Origin of the sequence: Pelagirhabdus alkalitolerans, assembly GCF_900096905.1 — a bacterium.
GTDB classification, from domain to species: Bacteria; Bacillota; Bacilli; order Bacillales; family Amphibacillaceae; genus Pelagirhabdus; species Pelagirhabdus alkalitolerans.
On sequence record NZ_FMYI01000008.1, the window covers coordinates 26,862 to 43,929 of the forward strand.

17 protein-coding genes, 2 riboswitches and 1 other annotated feature are annotated in these 17,068 nt (G+C 38.0%); of the genes, 14 read left to right on the plus strand and 3 right to left on the minus strand.

The features are described 5' to 3' along the window. Positions 1 to 26 precede the first annotated feature (26 nt). A riboswitch (SAM riboswitch) is annotated at positions 27 to 128 on the plus strand. Between the two features lie 78 nt (positions 129 to 206). Further along, a riboswitch (SAM riboswitch) is annotated at positions 207 to 308 on the plus strand. A gap of 89 nt (positions 309 to 397) precedes the next feature. The 5 genes from BLR62_RS09790 to acsA are packed head-to-tail and all read left to right on the plus strand — an operon-like array spanning position 398 to position 6,444. Continuing rightward, positions 398 to 2,179, plus strand: coding sequence for a PLP-dependent aspartate aminotransferase family protein (locus tag BLR62_RS09790; RefSeq protein WP_090796375.1), 1,782 nt, complete (start codon positions 398 to 400; stop codon positions 2,177 to 2,179). Positions 2,180 to 2,197: 18 nt separating this feature from the next. Then, positions 2,198 to 3,178, plus strand: coding sequence for an aliphatic sulfonate ABC transporter substrate-binding protein (locus tag BLR62_RS09795; RefSeq protein ID WP_090796377.1), 981 nt, complete (start codon positions 2,198 to 2,200; stop codon positions 3,176 to 3,178). Positions 3,179 to 3,189: 11 nt separating this feature from the next. Continuing rightward, positions 3,190 to 4,038, plus strand: a complete 849-nt coding sequence (locus tag BLR62_RS09800; RefSeq protein ID WP_090796379.1) for an ABC transporter permease — start codon at positions 3,190 to 3,192, stop codon at positions 4,036 to 4,038. A 1-nt stretch (position 4,039) separates the two neighbouring features. Continuing rightward, positions 4,040 to 4,765: an ABC transporter ATP-binding protein gene (locus BLR62_RS09805; RefSeq protein ID WP_090796382.1), complete on the plus strand. Its 726-nt coding sequence runs from the start codon at positions 4,040 to 4,042 to the stop codon at positions 4,763 to 4,765. A gap of 26 nt (positions 4,766 to 4,791) precedes the next feature. Next, a complete protein-coding gene (acsA, locus tag BLR62_RS09810) occupies positions 4,792 to 6,444 on the plus strand; it encodes an acetate--CoA ligase (RefSeq protein WP_090796384.1) in 1,653 nt (550 codons plus the stop codon). 93 nt (positions 6,445 to 6,537) lie between these two features. Here the strand turns inward: acsA and yyaC are convergent, their stop codons facing one another. Next, complete coding sequence (gene yyaC / locus BLR62_RS09815; RefSeq protein ID WP_090796386.1) at positions 6,538 to 7,125, minus strand: spore protease YyaC; 588 nt, start codon at positions 7,123 to 7,125, stop codon at positions 6,538 to 6,540. Between the two features lie 80 nt (positions 7,126 to 7,205). On the opposite strand from yyaC, the gene BLR62_RS09820 reads away from it, so the two are divergent. The 8 genes from BLR62_RS09820 to serA all read left to right on the plus strand — a co-directional run bounded on the left by BLR62_RS09820 (position 7,206) and on the right by serA (position 13,524). Next, positions 7,206 to 8,243, plus strand: a complete 1,038-nt coding sequence (locus BLR62_RS09820; protein WP_090796387.1) for a YkvI family membrane protein — start codon at positions 7,206 to 7,208, stop codon at positions 8,241 to 8,243. Positions 8,244 to 8,274: 31 nt separating this feature from the next. Then, positions 8,275 to 8,469 (plus strand): DUF951 domain-containing protein, encoded by a 195-nt coding sequence (locus tag BLR62_RS09825; protein ID WP_425438878.1) that lies wholly within the window; start codon positions 8,275 to 8,277, stop codon positions 8,467 to 8,469. Between the two features lie 198 nt (positions 8,470 to 8,667). Further along, positions 8,668 to 9,768 carry a redox-regulated ATPase YchF gene (ychF, locus tag BLR62_RS09830; RefSeq protein WP_090796392.1) on the plus strand — a complete coding sequence of 367 codons (1,101 nt, stop codon included), beginning with the start codon at positions 8,668 to 8,670 and terminating at the stop codon, positions 9,766 to 9,768. Between the two features lie 143 nt (positions 9,769 to 9,911). Further along, positions 9,912 to 10,202 (plus strand): 30S ribosomal protein S6, encoded by a 291-nt coding sequence (gene rpsF, locus BLR62_RS09835; RefSeq protein WP_090796394.1) that lies wholly within the window; start codon positions 9,912 to 9,914, stop codon positions 10,200 to 10,202. 12 nt (positions 10,203 to 10,214) lie between these two features. Further along, entirely contained in the window at positions 10,215 to 10,706 is a 492-nt protein-coding gene (ssb, locus tag BLR62_RS09840) for a single-stranded DNA-binding protein (protein WP_090796397.1), read from the plus strand. Positions 10,707 to 10,730: 24 nt separating this feature from the next. Continuing rightward, positions 10,731 to 10,964 carry a 30S ribosomal protein S18 gene (gene rpsR / locus BLR62_RS09845; RefSeq protein ID WP_090796399.1) on the plus strand — a complete coding sequence of 78 codons (234 nt, stop codon included), beginning with the start codon at positions 10,731 to 10,733 and terminating at the stop codon, positions 10,962 to 10,964. 186 nt (positions 10,965 to 11,150) lie between these two features. Beyond that, positions 11,151 to 11,378 carry a hypothetical protein gene (locus BLR62_RS09850; RefSeq protein ID WP_090796401.1) on the plus strand — a complete coding sequence of 76 codons (228 nt, stop codon included), beginning with the start codon at positions 11,151 to 11,153 and terminating at the stop codon, positions 11,376 to 11,378. A gap of 264 nt (positions 11,379 to 11,642) precedes the next feature. Beyond that, positions 11,643 to 11,875 (plus strand) — a binding site (T-box leader). 62 nt (positions 11,876 to 11,937) lie between these two features. Further along, positions 11,938 to 13,524: a phosphoglycerate dehydrogenase gene (gene serA / locus BLR62_RS09855; RefSeq protein ID WP_090796403.1), complete on the plus strand. Its 1,587-nt coding sequence runs from the start codon at positions 11,938 to 11,940 to the stop codon at positions 13,522 to 13,524. A gap of 59 nt (positions 13,525 to 13,583) precedes the next feature. Here the strand turns inward: serA and BLR62_RS09860 are convergent, their stop codons facing one another. Both BLR62_RS09860 and BLR62_RS09865 read right to left on the minus strand, forming a co-directional pair. Next, the gene (locus BLR62_RS09860) at positions 13,584 to 14,942 is read right to left on the minus strand and encodes an MATE family efflux transporter (protein WP_090796405.1); all 1,359 of its coding nucleotides are present in this window, start codon (positions 14,940 to 14,942) and stop codon (positions 13,584 to 13,586) included. Positions 14,943 to 15,055: 113 nt separating this feature from the next. After that, on the minus strand, positions 15,056 to 15,838 hold the full coding sequence (locus BLR62_RS09865; protein WP_090796407.1) for an HAD family hydrolase: 783 nt from the start codon (positions 15,836 to 15,838) through the stop codon (positions 15,056 to 15,058). Positions 15,839 to 16,093: 255 nt separating this feature from the next. Between BLR62_RS09865 and BLR62_RS09870 the strand changes: the two genes are divergently transcribed. Then, a complete protein-coding gene (locus BLR62_RS09870; protein WP_090796410.1) occupies positions 16,094 to 17,041 on the plus strand; it encodes a YybS family protein in 948 nt (315 codons plus the stop codon). Positions 17,042 to 17,068: the final 27 nt, after the last annotated feature.

Genomic DNA, 17,068 nt, shown 5'->3' on the forward strand with positions numbered 1-17,068 from the left:
AATCAGTTTAATCAAAATTTTCAAATAACTTATCAAGAGTGGACGAGAGAACTGGCTCAGTGACTCCACGGCAACCTACATTTGAAAGGTGCCCCTACCAGCAAAGCGCATGCTTTGAGTGATGAATGTATATGGATAAACTATCCTCCTTTCATCATTCGATGTAAGGAGGTTTTTAATTTTTTACGACAATGACAATTAAATCAAACTTATCAAGAGTGGACGAGAGAACTGGCTCAGTGACCCCACGGCAACCTACATTTGAAAGGTGCCCCTACCAGCAAAGCATATGCTTTGAATGATGATCATGCAGATTAATCAATCTCGTTTTCATCATTAGATGGAAACGAGATTTTTTTATTGAGATAAAAAACAAAACGATTAGGAGGAATAAACAATGACAGAATCAAATAGCAGTTATTCAATCGAAACCGTATCATTACATGGTGGTCAATCACCGGATCCGACAACAGGTTCAAGAGCGGTCCCCATTTATCAAACGACTTCATATGTTTTTCATGATAGTGAGCATGCTGAACGGTTATTTGCTTTAGACGAACCAGGCAATATTTATTCCCGTATTACGAATCCGACCGTTGAAGTGTTCGAAAAAAGAATGGCACTTTTAGAGGAAGGGGTGGCTGCTGTTGCGACATCATCAGGTATGGCAGCGATCACGTTATCGATTTTAAACTTAGCAAGCGCTGGTGATGAGATTGTTGCAGCGGTAAATTTATACGGTGGTACTTATAATTTATTCCATACAACATTGCCTAGATACGGCATCAACGTTAAGTTTGTTGATCCTGAAGATCCAGAAGCTTTCGAATCAGCAATTACAGATCAAACGAAAGCCGTGTTCGGTGAAATAATAGGAAACCCTAACTTACATGTTTTTGATGTTGAGCGAGTAAGTGAAATTGCTCATGATCATGGAATTCCACTTATTATTGATAATACATTCGCAACACCTTATGTGTGCAAGCCCATTTTGTTAGGAGCAGATATTGTCGTTCATTCGGCAACTAAGTGGATCGGAGGGCACGGTACAACCATTGGTGGTGTCATTGTTGATGGCGGTCGTTTTAACTGGCAATCCGAAAAATTCCCTACATTTACAGAGCCAGATTCAAGTTATAACGGCATTCGTTATGCAAATGACTTTGGAACATTAGCATTTAGTATGAAAGTTCGGGTGCAGCTATTAAGAGATTTCGGTTCTGCTTTAAGCCCGTTTAATGCCTTTCAACTTATTCAAGGATTAGAGACGTTGCCTGTTCGCATCGAACGACATAATGAAAATGCACAAAAGCTAGCTGAGTATCTAGAAGAACACCCAGCTGTTGAGTGGGTGTCGTATCCCGGACTTGATCATCATCCTTCACATCAAAAAGCAAAAGACAGCTTAAACGGAGGATTCGGTTCAATTGTTGTCTTTGGGATTAAAGGTGGGCGTTCAGCTGGTCGAGATTTAATTGATCAGGTGTCATTATTCTCACATGTTGCGAATGTCGGTGATGCCAAGTCATTAATTATTCATCCGGCTTCAACCACTCACCAACAATTATCAGAAGAACAACTTGAAAAGACCGGTGTGCATGAAGAATTAGTCCGTATTTCAGTTGGATTAGAATCTATTGATGATTTGAAACATGATCTCAATCAAGCGTTACTTAAAGCAACGAATCAAACACATTTAATTGATAAAGACATTGTGATAAATGATGAAGGCATTATTAAATGGGCACTGTCAGATCCACATAAAAAAGTTGATGGAGAAAAACAACCGAAAACGATTGCTGTAGTCGGCTTAAGCGGTAAACCAGAAAGACCAAGTTATCGATTAGCACGTAAGATGCAACGATTAGGGTATCAAATTATCCCGGTTAATCCGAGAGAAACTGAAATTTTAGGGGAAGCAGCTTATCCAGATCTAAAGAGCATTCCAAAAGAAATCGATATCGTTCAAGTGTTCAGAAGTCCTGAAGCAGCAGTTGGTATTGCAGAAGAAGCGATTGAAGTTAACCCAAATGTCTTTTGGTTACAAGAAGGTGTTGTCTCACCAAAAGCAGCAGAAATTGCAAGAGAAGCAGGGATAGAAGTCGTGCATAACAGATGTACTTATAAAGAAGCACAACGATTAAGAGGGACCATTTCTACGTACGCGTGCGAAATATAAAACAAGGGGGAATTTAAAATGAAAGTTAGAAAAATAACAGGGGTTTTGTTTGTTTTAGGATTGTTTTTTTTAGTTGGTTGTAACCAGGCGGCAAGTCAGGAAAAACCGGATACAATCCGGTTAGATTATGCTCATTATTCTCCGACAAGCCTCGTTTTAAAAGAATCTGGTTTAGTAGAAGAAGCTTTTGAAGAAGAAGGCATTGAAGTGGAATGGGTGTTTAGTCAAGGGAGTAATCAAGCACTAGAATATTTAAACAGTAATAGTGTTGACTTTGGTTCAACAGCTGGTGCAGCTGCACTCATCTCAAAATCAAACGGCTCACCAATTGAAAATGTTTATATTTACTCAAGACCAGAGTGGACTGCTCTTGTCACAAATGAAGGCTCAGGAATTGAAGAATTAGAAGATTTAGAAGGAAAAACAGTGGCTGCCACCATTGGAACAGATCCATATATTTTCTTACTTCGTGCACTAGCGACTGAAGGTATTGATGAAGATGATATTGAGCTTGTGAATTTACAGCATGGAGATGGTGCTAATAGCTTATTAAATGATCAAGTGGATGCTTGGGCAGGATTGGATCCACACATGGCAAGAATTGAACTTGAAGCAGGGGCAGAACTTTTCTATCGCGAGCCTGCATTTAACACTTACGGCTTCTTGAATGTAAGAGAAGATTTTTCAAATGAGTATCCGGAGTATGTTGATCAAGTGATCGAACTATATGAAGAAGCAAGAAATTGGATTTTAGAAAATGAAGAAGAGGCAGTAGAGCTATTAGCTGAAGAAGCAGATATTAGTGAAGAAGTTGCTGAGATTCAACTTGAACGAAATGATTTTTCAAACCCTATCCCAGGGGAAGAACATGAAGAAGCGATTAAAGAATCTGGCTATATTTTGCAAGATGGAGAGGTAATCGAACAGGATGCTGATATTGACGCACTTGTTGAAGAATTGATCAATCCTGAATTTGCTGAACGGACTATTGATGATTAGGAGGCGTTTAGATGGCGAAAACATTAAGCGAAAATCAAGCGCATATTCAAGCGTACACACCGACTAAACTAAAATCAAAGCCAAAATTTGCGCATTCGAGTCGCAAATGGCTTCTAGGAAGTTTATTTCCTATCGTTCTTATTATCATTTGGGAAACCGTTAGTCAACTAGGTGTTGTTGAATCGTATCAATTGCCGGCTCCAACAGTAATTGTAGATGAATTGATTCAACTTGCATCGACAGGTGAGCTTTTTGAACATATTTATATCACCTTGTATCGCGTGTTTGGTGGTTTCATACTGGGTACGATTGTAGCGATTGTCTTGGCCTTAGGTGTAGGTTTTTCAAAAACAGCAGAGGAACTATTTGACCCTATGATTCAAGCGTTACGCTCCATCCCTTCACTTGCATGGGTGCCATTATTTATCTTATGGATGGGGATTGGTGAATCATCTAAAATAACCATGATCGCTGTTGGTGTTTTCTTTCCAGTTTATTTAAATCTTGTGACTGGTATTGTAACGGTTGATCGTAAATTAATCGAGGTCGGAAAAATTTATCAATTATCTTTATTTCAGCAAGTCTATCGAATTATTCTCCCCGCCTCTCTCCCTAGCTTTTTGATCGGGTTACGAACAGGTCTTGGCTTAGGTTGGATGTTTGTCGTAGCTGCTGAATTAATGGGGGCCAGTCAAGGGCTTGGTTATTTACTAGTTGTCGGACAAAATACGTTGTCACCGGAGACGATTTTAGTCAGTATCATCTTATTTGCCTTTATCGGGAAAGTATCGGATTGGTTCCTAAAATTAATCGAATTACGTTTATTAAGATGGCAAGATCGATTTGTAAGGGGGAATTAGCATGAGCTTAGTTTTAGAAAATCTCTCAAGACGTTTTAAAGATACAGATGCCATTCGTGATATTAATCTTTCAGTTGAAGACGGTGAAATTGTTGGCTTGTTAGGAACAAGTGGCTGTGGTAAAAGCACTTTACTAAGAGCGATATCAGGACTTGATCAAGCTTATACAGGTACCGTTTCGATTAATGACCAAGTTAAAAAAGGCGTACATGACGCAACAAATTTTATTTTTCAGGAACCACGTCTACTTCCTTGGCTCACAGTTGAAGATAATATTATGTTTGGCTTAAAAGGAAAGCCTAAAGCATCTTTTGATCGTGCGAGACGATTCATTCATTATGTCGGTTTGTCTGGGAAAGAAGCACTTTATCCTAAGCAGTTATCAGGTGGGATGGCACAGCGAGTGGCGATTGCACGGGCACTCGTGATGCAGCCTGATATTTTGCTATTAGATGAACCTTTTAGTGCATTAGATGCCTTTACAAAAATGCAATTGCAAGATTTACTACTGGAAATATGGCACAAGTATCAAACAACGATGGTTCTTGTGACGCATGATATCGATGAGGCACTGTACCTTTGCGATCGAATTGTTGTTTTACGGGGACAGCCTGGTGAAATCATTAAAACTATTAATGTGACTGAACCACGCCCAAGAGATCGCGGATCAGTCGAACTTGCCAACTATAAAGCAGATATTTTAGATCAACTGGATCTAAATCAATAGATATAAGAACAAAGGGGACTGTTATTATGGGAGAAATTTTAAAGCCTCTAAAAGGAGACTTTCATTTAACGGATTATCAATCAGTGTATGAAACATTCAACTGGAAAGATGTTTCGTTATTTAATAAACAAACAGTTAATGCAGCTTATGAAACAATCGATCGACATGTTGAAGAGGGATATGGAGAGAAAATTGCCCTCCATTATGTCAACCAGGATAAACGTGAAGATCTTACCTTTAAAGAGGTTCAAAGACAAGTGAACCATTATGTTCACATTCTACGTTCCAATGGTGTCAAAAAAGGGGATCGTGTTTTTATCTTTCTCCCTAAAAACCCAGCATGTTATATAGCGATCTTGGCTACAATTCGTATAGGCGCGATTGCTGGCCCTTTATTTGAAGGATTTATGGAAGAAGCGATCAAAGAGCGTATCAATGACTGCAAAGCTAATGTTTTAATTACTGATCAAACTTTAGGTGAACGAATAAAAACGGAAAACATTCCGACCGTTGCAACGATTTTATATCAGGAGACAATTGAAAAAGCACCTATAGTAGAAGATCATTATGTTGAATGGATGGATCCGGGCGAAGGGATGTTAATTCATTATACGAGTGGATCAACTGGTCAACCTAAAGGGGTTTTGCATGCTCATCGTGCTGTTACTCACCATGCTCAATCTGGTAAATGGGTATTAGATGTTCATGATGAAGATGTGTATTGGTGCACATCTCACCCCGGCTGGGTGACAGGAAGTGTTTATGGTTTATTTGCACCTTGGTTAAACCGTGCGACGATTGTGATCCAAGGCGGACGATTTAATGCAAAGTTATGGTATCAAATCATTGAAGATTTGGGCGTAAGTATTTTATATAGCGCACCGACAGCCTTTCGATATTTAATGGCAGAAGGCGATTTATATAAGCAATATGACCTATCATCTCTGCGTCATATCTTAAGCGTTGGTGAACCATTAAACCCTGAAGTCATATACTGGGCTCATCGTGCATTACAATTACGTATTCATGATACGTGGTGGATGACAGAAACAGGCGGACATATTATCGTCAATCTACCTTCTGAGCCCATTAAACCAGGATCGATGGGGCGTCCGTTTCCAGGTATCGAAGTGGGTATATTAGATGAGGAAGGCAACGAATTACCAAGAGGTGAGATTGGTCAATTAGCTGTTAAAACAACATGGCCGGGTCTAATGAAAACAATTTGGAATAACGATGAGAAGTTTCGATCCTATTTCCCTTATAAGGGTTGGTATATCTCGGGTGATTTAGCTACTCAAGATGAAGATGGCTATATTTTCTTTCAAGGACGCCATGATGATATGATCAATTCTTCTGGTGAGCGGATCGGGCCTTTCGAAGTTGAAAGCTCATTAATCGAACACCCAGCTGTTAAGGAAGCGGGTGTGATTGGGAAACCAGATGAAATAAGAGGGGAAATTGTTAAAGCCTTTATTACCCTTCGTTCAAACGTTGATGAAACACCTGAATTAAAAGAGTCAATCCGACAACACGTAAAAACTCGACTAGCTGCACATTCAGCACCTAGAGAAATTGAAGTTATCAACGAATTACCAAAAACAAAAATAAGTGGTAAAATTCTCAGACGCGAACTGAAACAAAAAGAAATAGAGCGACAAGCGATTGATAAATCGTAATGAAAAACGTCTTATATTTATAAGGCGTTTTTTATAATGTTTCACGTGAAACATTATAAAAAAAGAATGATGAATGCTGTAACTGTGGGCTTTTTAACCTGATTCGTTCTTCGCTCTTAAGTAGTGGCGGTCTAAGTATAGTAGTGTACGAGCAATCGTTTCTGCCTGCTCCATCACAAGATGTAATCGGGTGTTTTGTAAGACGACATAATCTACTGGCGTTGAGGCATTAACGATTCCTGTGATATGTAGATTTCCGACTTCAGGTAAATCTTTTTTAAGTGCTAAACCTGGTTTTAATGCACCGATTGAAGCGGTAATGTGTCCAATCGAAGAAGGTTTCCCTAAACAAGCATCAATTGCAATAAAAAATGCATTTGGATGCCGATTTTGAATAACCAACAATTGCTCTTTTAAATTCACAGCATGAATAGGTTCTTTTAATGTACCATATACCTTTAGCTGTAAATGTCGCCACTTTTTTAAGAGTGAACCGGTAATCGGTCCCATTGCATCACCAGTAGAACGATCTGTACCAATACAGATGACAACGACTTCTTTTGTAGAAGAGGGAATCCAACTGTTAATGAAATCGCCTAGTTCCTGATAGATTAAGCGCGTTTGATAGTGCCTGGTAATCCGAGTCACTAACGGCTCCTTAAACGAATCACTTATTTTCATAGTTCGAATCCCTCCATCATATTTTTACTAGTATACGATGTTTGTATGCAATCTATACGTTTATGTGGAGGATTTAAATAATGAAAACAAGTTTTAAGTGGATTTCTTTAATTATAGGAACGATGATCGGTGCAGGGTTTGCATCTGGGCGTGAGATTTGGCAGTTTTTTAATGGCGGGAGTACTATCGGGATTATATTATTTGTTGGTTTATTTTATTTAAGTTGTTATCGTTTAATGTTACTGAGTTATCAAAAACAAACGACACACTATAACACTCTTTTAAAAATAATTGTGGGGAGACGAATAAGTGATATTTATGATTATTTAATAATGATTTATTTGTTCTCGATGATTACTGTTATGATAGCAGGAAGTGGTGCGGTGTTTGAAGCGATGGGGTTGTCGTATCGTTTAGGTGCGCTCGTTTTAGCGGTTATTATCGTCGTGGTGTTGTGGGGTAAACTAAGCACCTTCCTAACTATTAATGTCGTTATCTTACCTATTTTAATTAGTGGACTGGCTACTATTTTAGCTGTTTTTGTTTTGAATCGTCCTTTACCCATGATCAAAATTATACCGAGTATTGTAGATACGAGAACATTTTTCTTCACGGCGTTAAATATCTTACCGCTGATGTCAATTATTGCAACGGTAGGTGATCAAATTAAACAAAAACGTGAGGTTCACTTGACGAGCTTGATCAGTAGTTTGATTTTAGGTAGTATGATCATCTTATATGATGTCGCCTTATACCACATTGGTGACTTTATGGATACATATCAAATGCCTGTTTATCTTATCTTAGAGTCATTTGAGCCCTACGTTCGCGTATTCATGTCGACCTTACTTTGGTTAGCGATTGTGACAACAGCAATCGGTGGAATGACGAGCTTATTAGCAAGGTTCACCGCACAGGGACATGAGACTTATTATGCCTGGTTATGCTGTTTAGTGTTGCTGATGTTGAGCTTATCACAAATAGGCTTTACCTCGCTTGTACGCTATGTGTATCCAGCCTATGGTGTGATAAACATTTATCTATTGTATCAACTTATGATTTTTCCACTCAAAAAGGATGCAAAAGCTAAAATCCATGATAAAATTAGGGAAGGATAAAGCGGAATAGTAAGAAAGGGAGGATGTTATTTTGGATAAATCCTATCAATTAAATGATATAGTTGAAATGAAAAAACCGCACCCGTGTGGTGAAAACCGTTGGAAAGTGATACGCTTAGGTATGGATATTCGAATAAAGTGTCAAGGCTGTGGGCACAGTGTCATGGTACCGAGAAAGAAATTCGAATCTAAGATGAAAAAGGTGCTAGAATCAGCATCTGAGTAAATGTTTCACGTGAAACATAATAAAAAGTTTATAAAATCACATTTGTTTTCAGCAAAAAAGATCGAAATATGTATAAATAGATGATTTTTCATTTATGTACGTATATTTTGTTAACTTGAGTTTTAAATGCACGAAAATTATAATGATAAAGAAGTAACGTTCATATGAGCGGTATACCCTTAAGGAGTGGAAAGTTTTATGGCATTAACAGCAGGAATTGTTGGTTTACCTAACGTGGGTAAGTCAACGTTATTTAACGCAATTACACAGGCAGGAGCAGAATCTGCAAACTACCCGTTTTGTACGATTGATCCAAACGTTGGGATCGTAGAAGTGCCTGATGAGCGTTTAAATAAATTAACAGAATTAGTTAATCCGAAGAAAACGATACCGACGGCGTTTGAGTTTACAGATATCGCTGGTATTGTAAAAGGCGCAAGTAAGGGGGAAGGGCTAGGCAACCAGTTCCTTTCACACATCCGTCAAGTGGATGCAATTTGTCATGTTGTACGTTGTTTTCAAGATGATAACATTACACATGTTTCAGGCACAGTTGATCCTATTTCAGATATTGAAACCATCAACTTAGAGTTGATTTTAGCTGATTTAGAAACCGTGACTAAACGGATTCAGCGTGTTGAAAAAATGGCACGTCAAAAAGATAAAGAAGCTATGATTGAATTTGATATTTTGTCGAAGTTAAAAGATGGATTTGAAGAAGAAAAACCAGCGCGTTCGATTGAATTTACAGATGATCAAATGAAATACGTAAAAGGTCTTCACTTGTTAACACAAAAACCTATTCTGTACGTAACGAATGTAGGTGAAGATGAGTTGCTTGATGCAGAATCAAATGAGCATGTCCAGAAAGTGAGAGACTATGCTGAACAAGAAAGTGCAGAAGTCATCGTGATTAGTGCCAAAGTGGAATCAGAGATCGCTGAATTAGAAGGCGAAGAAAAAGAAATGTTCCTTGAAGAGTTAGGTATTCCTGAATCTGGCTTAGATCAATTAATTAAAGCAACGTATAACTTATTAGGATTAGCGACTTACTTTACAGCAGGTGAACAAGAAGTGCGCGCATGGACCTTTAGAAAAGGAATTAAAGCACCTCAAGCTGCTGGTATCATTCACACGGACTTTGAGCGTGGATTTATTCGTGCAGAGACCGTTTCATATGATGATTTAGTAAATGCCGGTTCGATGGGTGTTGCAAAAGAACGTGGACAAGTACGCTTGGAAGGTAAAGATTATACAGTGAAAGATGGCGACGTAATTCACTTCCGTTTTAATGTGTAAGTTTGGGATCAAATTAAATCAATAACGGTGTTGTTATTTTGGTGGATGTTTGGTATAATACTTGATTGTGAGTAATGAACATTATTACTCCTTGTTCTTTGGAAAGCCAAAGAGCCGCTAAGACCAAAAGGAGGTGCAAACGGATGAGAAATTATGAAATTATGTATATCGTCCGCCCAGACATTGAAGATGATGCTAAAACGACTTTAGTAGAGCGTTTTAACAAAGTTTTAACTGACAATGGTGCGGAGATTACAAAAGCTGAAGAAAAAGGCAAAAAGCGTTTAGCTTACGAAATCAATGATTATCGTGACGGCTATTATGTCTTAATCAACTTCAAAGGTGATGAAAACGCCATTAATGAATTCGATCGTTTAGCTAAGTTCTCTGACGATATTATTCGTCACATGGCTATTCGTGAAGACGATCAATAAGGAGGGATTCTCATGTTAAATCGTGTCGTATTAGTCGGCAGGTTAACGAAGGATCCGGACTTACGCTATACTGCAAGTGGTATTGCAGTTGCCAATTTCACTGTTGCTGTCAATCGACCATTTTCAAACCAGCAAGGTGATCGTGAGGCCGATTTTATTAATTGTGTCATTTGGAGAAAACCAGCAGAAAACTTAGCTAACTACATGAGTAAAGGTAGTATGGTAGGTGTTGATGGTCGTATTCAAACACGATCGTTTGATGGACAAGATGGAAAACGTGTCTTTATGACAGAAGTCGTTGCCGATTCGGTTCAATTCCTTGAATCTAAGAATAGCAATCGACAAGCATCTGGAAATGGCGGGCAAGGATCTGGAGGTTATCAACCACAAAACCAGAACCAACAAGAAGCGCCTAATCCGAACCAAGCAAATAATCCACAATCAGGTTCTAGTAACGATAACTTAGAACCTATTGATATATCAGATGATGATTTACCATTCTAAATTTTAAGTAAAGGAGTGTTTCACATGGCACAACGTCGCGGTGGACGTTCAAGACGTCGTAAGGTATGTTATTTCACATCAAATGGCATTACACATATCGACTATAAAGATGTTGACTTGCTAAGACGTTTCATTTCAGAACGTGGAAAGATTCTTCCACGTCGTGTAACTGGAACTTCTGCAAAATATCAACGTAAATTAACTAAAGCAATTAAGCGTGCACGTCAAATGGCACTATTGCCATTCGTCACTGAATAAGATTTATTTAAAAACTACCTAAATCACGTGTCTAAGGATACCTCTGATTAGGTAGTTTTTTGTATTAAAAGCTCTAAAATATATGTTGGGGGTAAAGGTTTAATTCAACACGTTGCTGTTATAATAGTTGTTGCCTTTGATTTAGAACTATCAAAAGAGTAACGGTAAATAAGGAGTGTAAAAGTTATGAAAGAATTTTTTTGTTCTAAATGGCGCAAGTTACAGTCTTCCAAATGGCGTTTTAGTATGTATGCTCTCACTGCTTTTATTGGAGTGATTATTGGAAATTTATTAGTTAACCCTCATTTATATTATATATTAGGAGCATTAAGTGGTTCACTGTTAATAATTGTGATAAACCTTATTTATGTCATTGTTAGCAGTAATAGAAATCAGAACTCAAAAAAAGACTGAAAAGAAAGACGTAAATTATATAAGCTGTTTCGCTTTTAGTTCTTACTAACAAAGCATTTTAAATCAATACATAAGGGACGAAGTAAAACATTCAGTCAACACTAATATAGTCGTCAGCTCGGACTTTTTCTTTTCATCACTTCAATAGGTCATCATGCTAGTGTTGATCACTATAGCTGATTAAAAAAATCTGAAAAATAGATAAAGGTCTATTGACAAATGTTTTATACGTGCTATGATATAGAAAATTCTAAATTATTAGATAATAAAACGTTGATGAAGTCAGATCATTCGGAGTCATGGTTTTAGAGAGCTGATGGTTGCTGCAAATCAGTACCGTGCCCGAATTTGATAGCCCTTCTGAGTTATGAAGCTGAAAAAGTATGAGTAGGCTTCGTCGTATGATGTGCGTTAAACATTCAACCAATTAAGACTGGTGAGAAATCACGAGTAAAATTAGGGTGGTACCGCGGATATAACAACTTTTCGCCCCTTACGTAAACGTATGAGGGTGGAAAGTTTTTTTAATTTCATTTTTTAAATTATAGGAGGAATGAACATGACAAAGCGAGTATTAATTAGTGATCCATTAAGTGAAGATGGTATTTTTCCACTTCGAGAGGCTGAAGGAATTGAAGTCGTTAAGAAAACCGATCTTACAAAAGAGCAATTGATTGATGAGATCAAAGATTATGAAGCACTTTTAGTTAGAAGCCAGACAAAAGTAACGAGAGAAATTATTAGTGCAGCAAAGAACTTAAAGATCATTGGTCGTGCGGGGGTTGGTGTTGATAACATCGATTTAGAAGCAGCAACTGAGCATGGTGTCATTGTCGTTAATGCTCCTGATGGAAATACAAATTCAGCTGCAGAACATACCGTTGCGATGCTTATGTCACTAGCACGAAAAATTCCACAAGCATATTATGCTTTAAAACATCAAAAGTGGGATCGTAAAACCCATGTCGGTGTTGAGTTAAAAGGGAAGACATTAGGGGTTATCGGTATGGGGCGTATCGGTCGAGAAGTCGCACTTAGAGCAAAGGGACAGCGCATGAAAGTCATTGCATACGATCCGTTTTTAACAGCAGACAAGGCAGAGCAATTAGGTGTATCAGAGGGAACTGTTGAAGATGTTATTAAAGCAGCTGATTTTGTGACGTTGCATACGCCTCTATTAAAAGAAACGAAACACCTTATTGATAAAGATGCCATCGCGAAAATGAAAGATGGTGTTCAAATCATTAACTGCGCACGAGGCGGTATTATTGATGAAGATGCTTTGTATGATGCGATTGTTGAAGGCAAGGTAAAAGGTGCGGCATTAGATGTGTTTGAAGAGGAACCAGCAGTTGAGCATAAATTGCTCGATTTACCACAAGTCATTGCAACCCCACACCTTGGCGCAAGCACAGTAGAAGCACAAGAGAGTGTAGCGATTGATGTGAGTCATGACGTGGTTCGATTATTAGGTGGCGACCTCGTTAAAAACCCAGTTAACATGCCATCGGTTCCGAAAGATATTATGAAGAAAATTGAACCATTTTTCTATTTAGCAGAAAAATTGGGTGCCTTTTTAGCTGAGTTAAGAGAAGATACCATTGAAGAAATTAACGTGTATTATTCAGGTGAATTACATGATGTTGAAGTGGGTCCTTTAACTCGAAATGCGATTAAAGGCCTGTTGAAAGATCATTTTGGCGATCATATCAATGATGTGAATGCGGCCTTTTTAGCGGAGCAACAAGGGCTTGTGATTAATGAACATATTACAAGTCAAACGGACGGATTCGTCAATTTAATTAAACTTGAAGCAAAAACAACAGCTGGAACAAAGGCTGTTTCAGGAACGCTCCTTAAAGGTTTAGGCCCACGTATTGTGAAAGTGGAACATTACAATGTAGATTTAATACCTGAAGGCCATATTGTGTTTATTCGTCACAAAGACCAGCCAGGTGCGATCGGTAAGGTTGGGTCATTACTTGCTAAAAATAATATTAATATCGCGACGATGCAGGTGGGACGTTCAGACGTCGGAGGAGATGCGATCATGCTCTTAACGATTGATGAGACAGCAACAGATGAGGATTTAAATGTTTTAACAGAAGCAGATGATATTTACGATGTTTCAGCAATAGAGCTATAAAGTAAGTCATTAAAAAAGAGGTGCAATCGATTTAAAAGTCGTTTTGCACCTCTTTTTCGTTAAGAACTCATGGCTTTTTGTTGTCTGTATATATAACGTAAGCGAAGTAAGAAGCCAACTGCAGCACCTGTTAAACCAAGTGATATGCCAATCCAAAGCCCAAAGGCATTCGCATTTGTAAAGGCCGCTAAGCTATAACCAATCGGAATACCGACTAACCAGTAGGACACAATCGCAATTAAAAAGGGCGCTTGTACATCTTTATAGCCACGTAAAACGCCTTGAATACTTGATTGAGCTGCGTCAGAAAGCTGATAAATCATCGCGATCAAGAACAATTGACTCGCAAACGCAATGACTTCTGGATCATTTGAATAGAGTCCGGCAATCGTATCGCGAAGGAAAAATAACACGACTGCAAATGTTGCGAGAATACCAATACTACTATAAATGCCTAAAAAGCTATATTGCTTCGCATCATCAAATCGCTCACCGCCAACAGAGAAGCCAACAACAATCGTTAATGCCTTTGATAGACTGAGTGGAATCATAAAGATCAGCGTCGTAAAGCTAATTACAATTTGATTGGCTGCAATCGCTGTTGTTGAAAACATAGACCCGATTAAAAGGGTCACAACAGAAAAAATGCTTGCTTCAAAGAAAATGGATAAGCCAATGGGAAGTCCTATCGCCATTTGTTCTTTCCAAGCAGAGAGCGAAGGTTTAACCCAGTCGACAAGCACTTTATAATGACGGATGCGATCAACTTTGAAGGAGACAATAATACTTGTGATCAAAATGATCCAGAATGTAATGCCTGTTGCGTAGCCAACACCGACACCACCAAGTTGAGGTAGACCAAATCGACCGAAGATTAAGCTATAATTGATCAGAATATTAAACGGAACGGCCAAGACAGTAATAAACATCGTAATTCGAGTAAACCCATGTCCATCATGAAAATTACGGTACACATTTGCAATGAACAGTGGAATAATACCGATAGCGAGTCCACCTAAATACCCTTTAGCAATCTCACTCACGCCAGGTTCTAAATCCATAAATAAAAGCACAGGATTAATTAGCATCATACCTGCTAGGATAATGACCATTCCAATTAAACTAGCTAAATAAATCGCTTGTGTAACTGTATGATGGATACGATCTGATTGTCCTCTACCTAAGTGCTGAGCAATCATCGGCGTAATCGCAAGTAACACACCGTTCATTCCAGTGAAAACAGGTGACCAGAGGCTTGTGCCAATCGCAACACCAGCTAAATCATGAGTTCCAACACGACCAGCCATAATCGTATCGACCAAATTCATTAAGGCCATACTCATTTGTGTAATGATAATCGGCCAAGCAATTTTTAAAAACAATTGCAACTTTTCTTTATAGCTTTCAGCATGATACATCCACCATACCTCCTTTTTAGCAACGTTGTACATTAAGTATCAGAATAGCTTATCAAATCCATCGAAAAAAGACAATCATATTTAGCTGAGTCCAAGAAAAAACGACAACCCGATTAGTTGTCGTTTAGCTGTTTTAAAAGTGGTATGATCTCACTTAATGATTGCACTTCGTATGTGGGTTTGATCTCATCAGCTTTTTTGCCATGGTGATTGATCCAAATGGATTGAATACCTGTTCTGTTAGCGCCTAAGATATCTGTATTTAAATTGTCGCCAATCATGATGACCTCATGAGGCTGTTTGTCCATTCGATTCAATGCATGTTCGAAAATACGTGGATCTGGTTTGCCTCGGCCAAATTCGCCTGATATGATAATCTCTTCAAAATATGGTTTTAACTCTTCAGTTAATTTTAGCTTCGTTCGCTGCAGAGAAGGTGATCCGTTCGTCAACATCAGTAACTGATAATCATTTTTTAATTCATCTAACGTCGCAAAAGTATCATCATACACGACAGGGTGTTTCATTCGTTCAGTGATAAATTGATTAGATAATTTCTTAGCCAATTCCCAATCATCAATACCACACGCTTTTAAACCATAATACCAAGCCTTTTGTCGATATTCAGCTATGATTTTAAACATGTCTTGAAAGCCTTCGCCTGGGTCATTAAAAGTACCCCATAACCCTTCAAATGGATTAATCCCAATCATTTTCGTAAAGGCATAGGTCGGGTATGTTTGATAAAGTACTTGAGCTTGTTCTCTTACATGTTTCTCTAAAACTTTCGAATCAACAGAATCGACACGTTTAACTGTTTCGTCAAAAGCGAGTTGAATACTTTGTTTATCCCATAAAAGCGTATCGTCTAAATCAAAAAATAACGTGTTAACCATAGAGATCCCCCCATTTAAAAATCGTGATGAGAACATTATAACAAGTCGACTTATGAAAGACACGCTTTTGTTCAAAAAAGTTTGACAATTGACGAGGTTAGTATTGTTTGTTATTTTACAAAAACATCGATATAATAAAATAGATATGTTCTTATTGAACGATGCTAGTTGAAGGCAAGCACAGCGCTAGAGCTGTGCTTTTTCTAAGTAAGTAAACGTATAACTTTTTTACAATGAATTAAACGAGGTGAATGAATGCAACCAGAAACAGCTCAGAAAATGAAAGAAGGGTTAATCGTCAGTGCGATTTTTGTCGCATTATTATGGTTAACGTTATATATTCCAACTTTGGAATTGGTGACAATGTTCATCATACCGATTCCGATCAGTTTATTTGCAAAGCGTCATGGTTATAAAGCGTCGATTGCTTTAGGCTTATTAATTTTACTGACGATGTTATTTTTCGCTTTGTATGTCTTTATCGTATCATTACCACTCGCTTTACTGGCGATTTTAGCCGGGACATTAATGGGGCAATCGATTCGTGATGGACGCCATCCATATGAAACGTGGGTACAAACCGCGATCGGCTTTACCATTGGTTTTCTTATTTTATTACTGATTGTCGAGTGGACAACAGATGTGAGTTTGGCGACAGAATATCAATTGTTAATTCGTGAAGCGCTGGAATCATCTAGACAAACACTTGATTCAGTCGGGATGGAAGTAGCAAACGATGAGATTACACAACTCGAAGATCAATTTATGGTCTTGTTAGATCTAATTCCATCTATTATCCTAGTAATATCAGCGTTTTTAGCTGTTGTGAGTCAATGGTTAACGTATAAAATTTTAAATAAGTGGTGGGAAAGTAATCTCTATTTTCCGAAGTTTCATACGTTACAGTTACCGAGACTGACGATTTGGCTTTACTTTTTAGTTGTGCTTATTTCACTGATTGATTTTAGTAATCAACCGACAGTCGATGCAATTGTATTCAATGTATCAACGATGCTCGGGGCTATTTTTTCACTACAAGGTTTATCGTTTATCTATTTTTATATGTACAAAAAGAACCAACCAAAGATTGTTCCAATTTTAATTACATTCTTCAGTCTAGTCTTTTTACCCGTTGGTCTGTACCTAACTCGAATATTCGGTATACTAGATGTAGGTTTTATGTTACGAAAAAGGGTAAAATAAACGGTAAATAGGTCATTTATCTAAGTA

Excerpts from the sequence above, each read along its gene's own strand:
- rpsR (WP_090796399.1), top strand. The coding sequence starts at position 10,731 with ATGGCACAACGTCGCGGTGGACGTTCAAGACGTCGTAAGGTATGTTAT.
- BLR62_RS09790 (WP_090796375.1), top strand. The coding sequence starts at position 398 with ATGACAGAATCAAATAGCAGTTATTCAATCGAAACCGTATCATTACAT.
- BLR62_RS09820 (WP_090796387.1), top strand. The coding sequence starts at position 7,206 with ATGAAAACAAGTTTTAAGTGGATTTCTTTAATTATAGGAACGATGATC.
- BLR62_RS09870 (WP_090796410.1), top strand. The coding sequence starts at position 16,094 with ATGCAACCAGAAACAGCTCAGAAAATGAAAGAAGGGTTAATCGTCAGT.
- BLR62_RS09795 (WP_090796377.1), top strand. The coding sequence starts at position 2,198 with ATGAAAGTTAGAAAAATAACAGGGGTTTTGTTTGTTTTAGGATTGTTT.
- BLR62_RS09850 (WP_090796401.1), top strand. The coding sequence starts at position 11,151 with ATGAAAGAATTTTTTTGTTCTAAATGGCGCAAGTTACAGTCTTCCAAA.
- ssb (WP_090796397.1), top strand. The coding sequence starts at position 10,215 with ATGTTAAATCGTGTCGTATTAGTCGGCAGGTTAACGAAGGATCCGGAC.
- BLR62_RS09865 (WP_090796407.1), bottom strand. The coding sequence starts at position 15,838 with ATGGTTAACACGTTATTTTTTGATTTAGACGATACGCTTTTATGGGAT.
- acsA (WP_090796384.1), top strand. The coding sequence starts at position 4,792 with ATGGGAGAAATTTTAAAGCCTCTAAAAGGAGACTTTCATTTAACGGAT.
- yyaC (WP_090796386.1), bottom strand. The coding sequence starts at position 7,125 with ATGAAAATAAGTGATTCGTTTAAGGAGCCGTTAGTGACTCGGATTACC.
- rpsF (WP_090796394.1), top strand. The coding sequence starts at position 9,912 with ATGAGAAATTATGAAATTATGTATATCGTCCGCCCAGACATTGAAGAT.
- serA (WP_090796403.1), top strand. The coding sequence starts at position 11,938 with ATGACAAAGCGAGTATTAATTAGTGATCCATTAAGTGAAGATGGTATT.
- ychF (WP_090796392.1), top strand. The coding sequence starts at position 8,668 with ATGGCATTAACAGCAGGAATTGTTGGTTTACCTAACGTGGGTAAGTCA.
- BLR62_RS09805 (WP_090796382.1), top strand. The coding sequence starts at position 4,040 with ATGAGCTTAGTTTTAGAAAATCTCTCAAGACGTTTTAAAGATACAGAT.
- BLR62_RS09860 (WP_090796405.1), bottom strand. The coding sequence starts at position 14,942 with ATGTATCATGCTGAAAGCTATAAAGAAAAGTTGCAATTGTTTTTAAAA.
- BLR62_RS09800 (WP_090796379.1), top strand. The coding sequence starts at position 3,190 with ATGGCGAAAACATTAAGCGAAAATCAAGCGCATATTCAAGCGTACACA.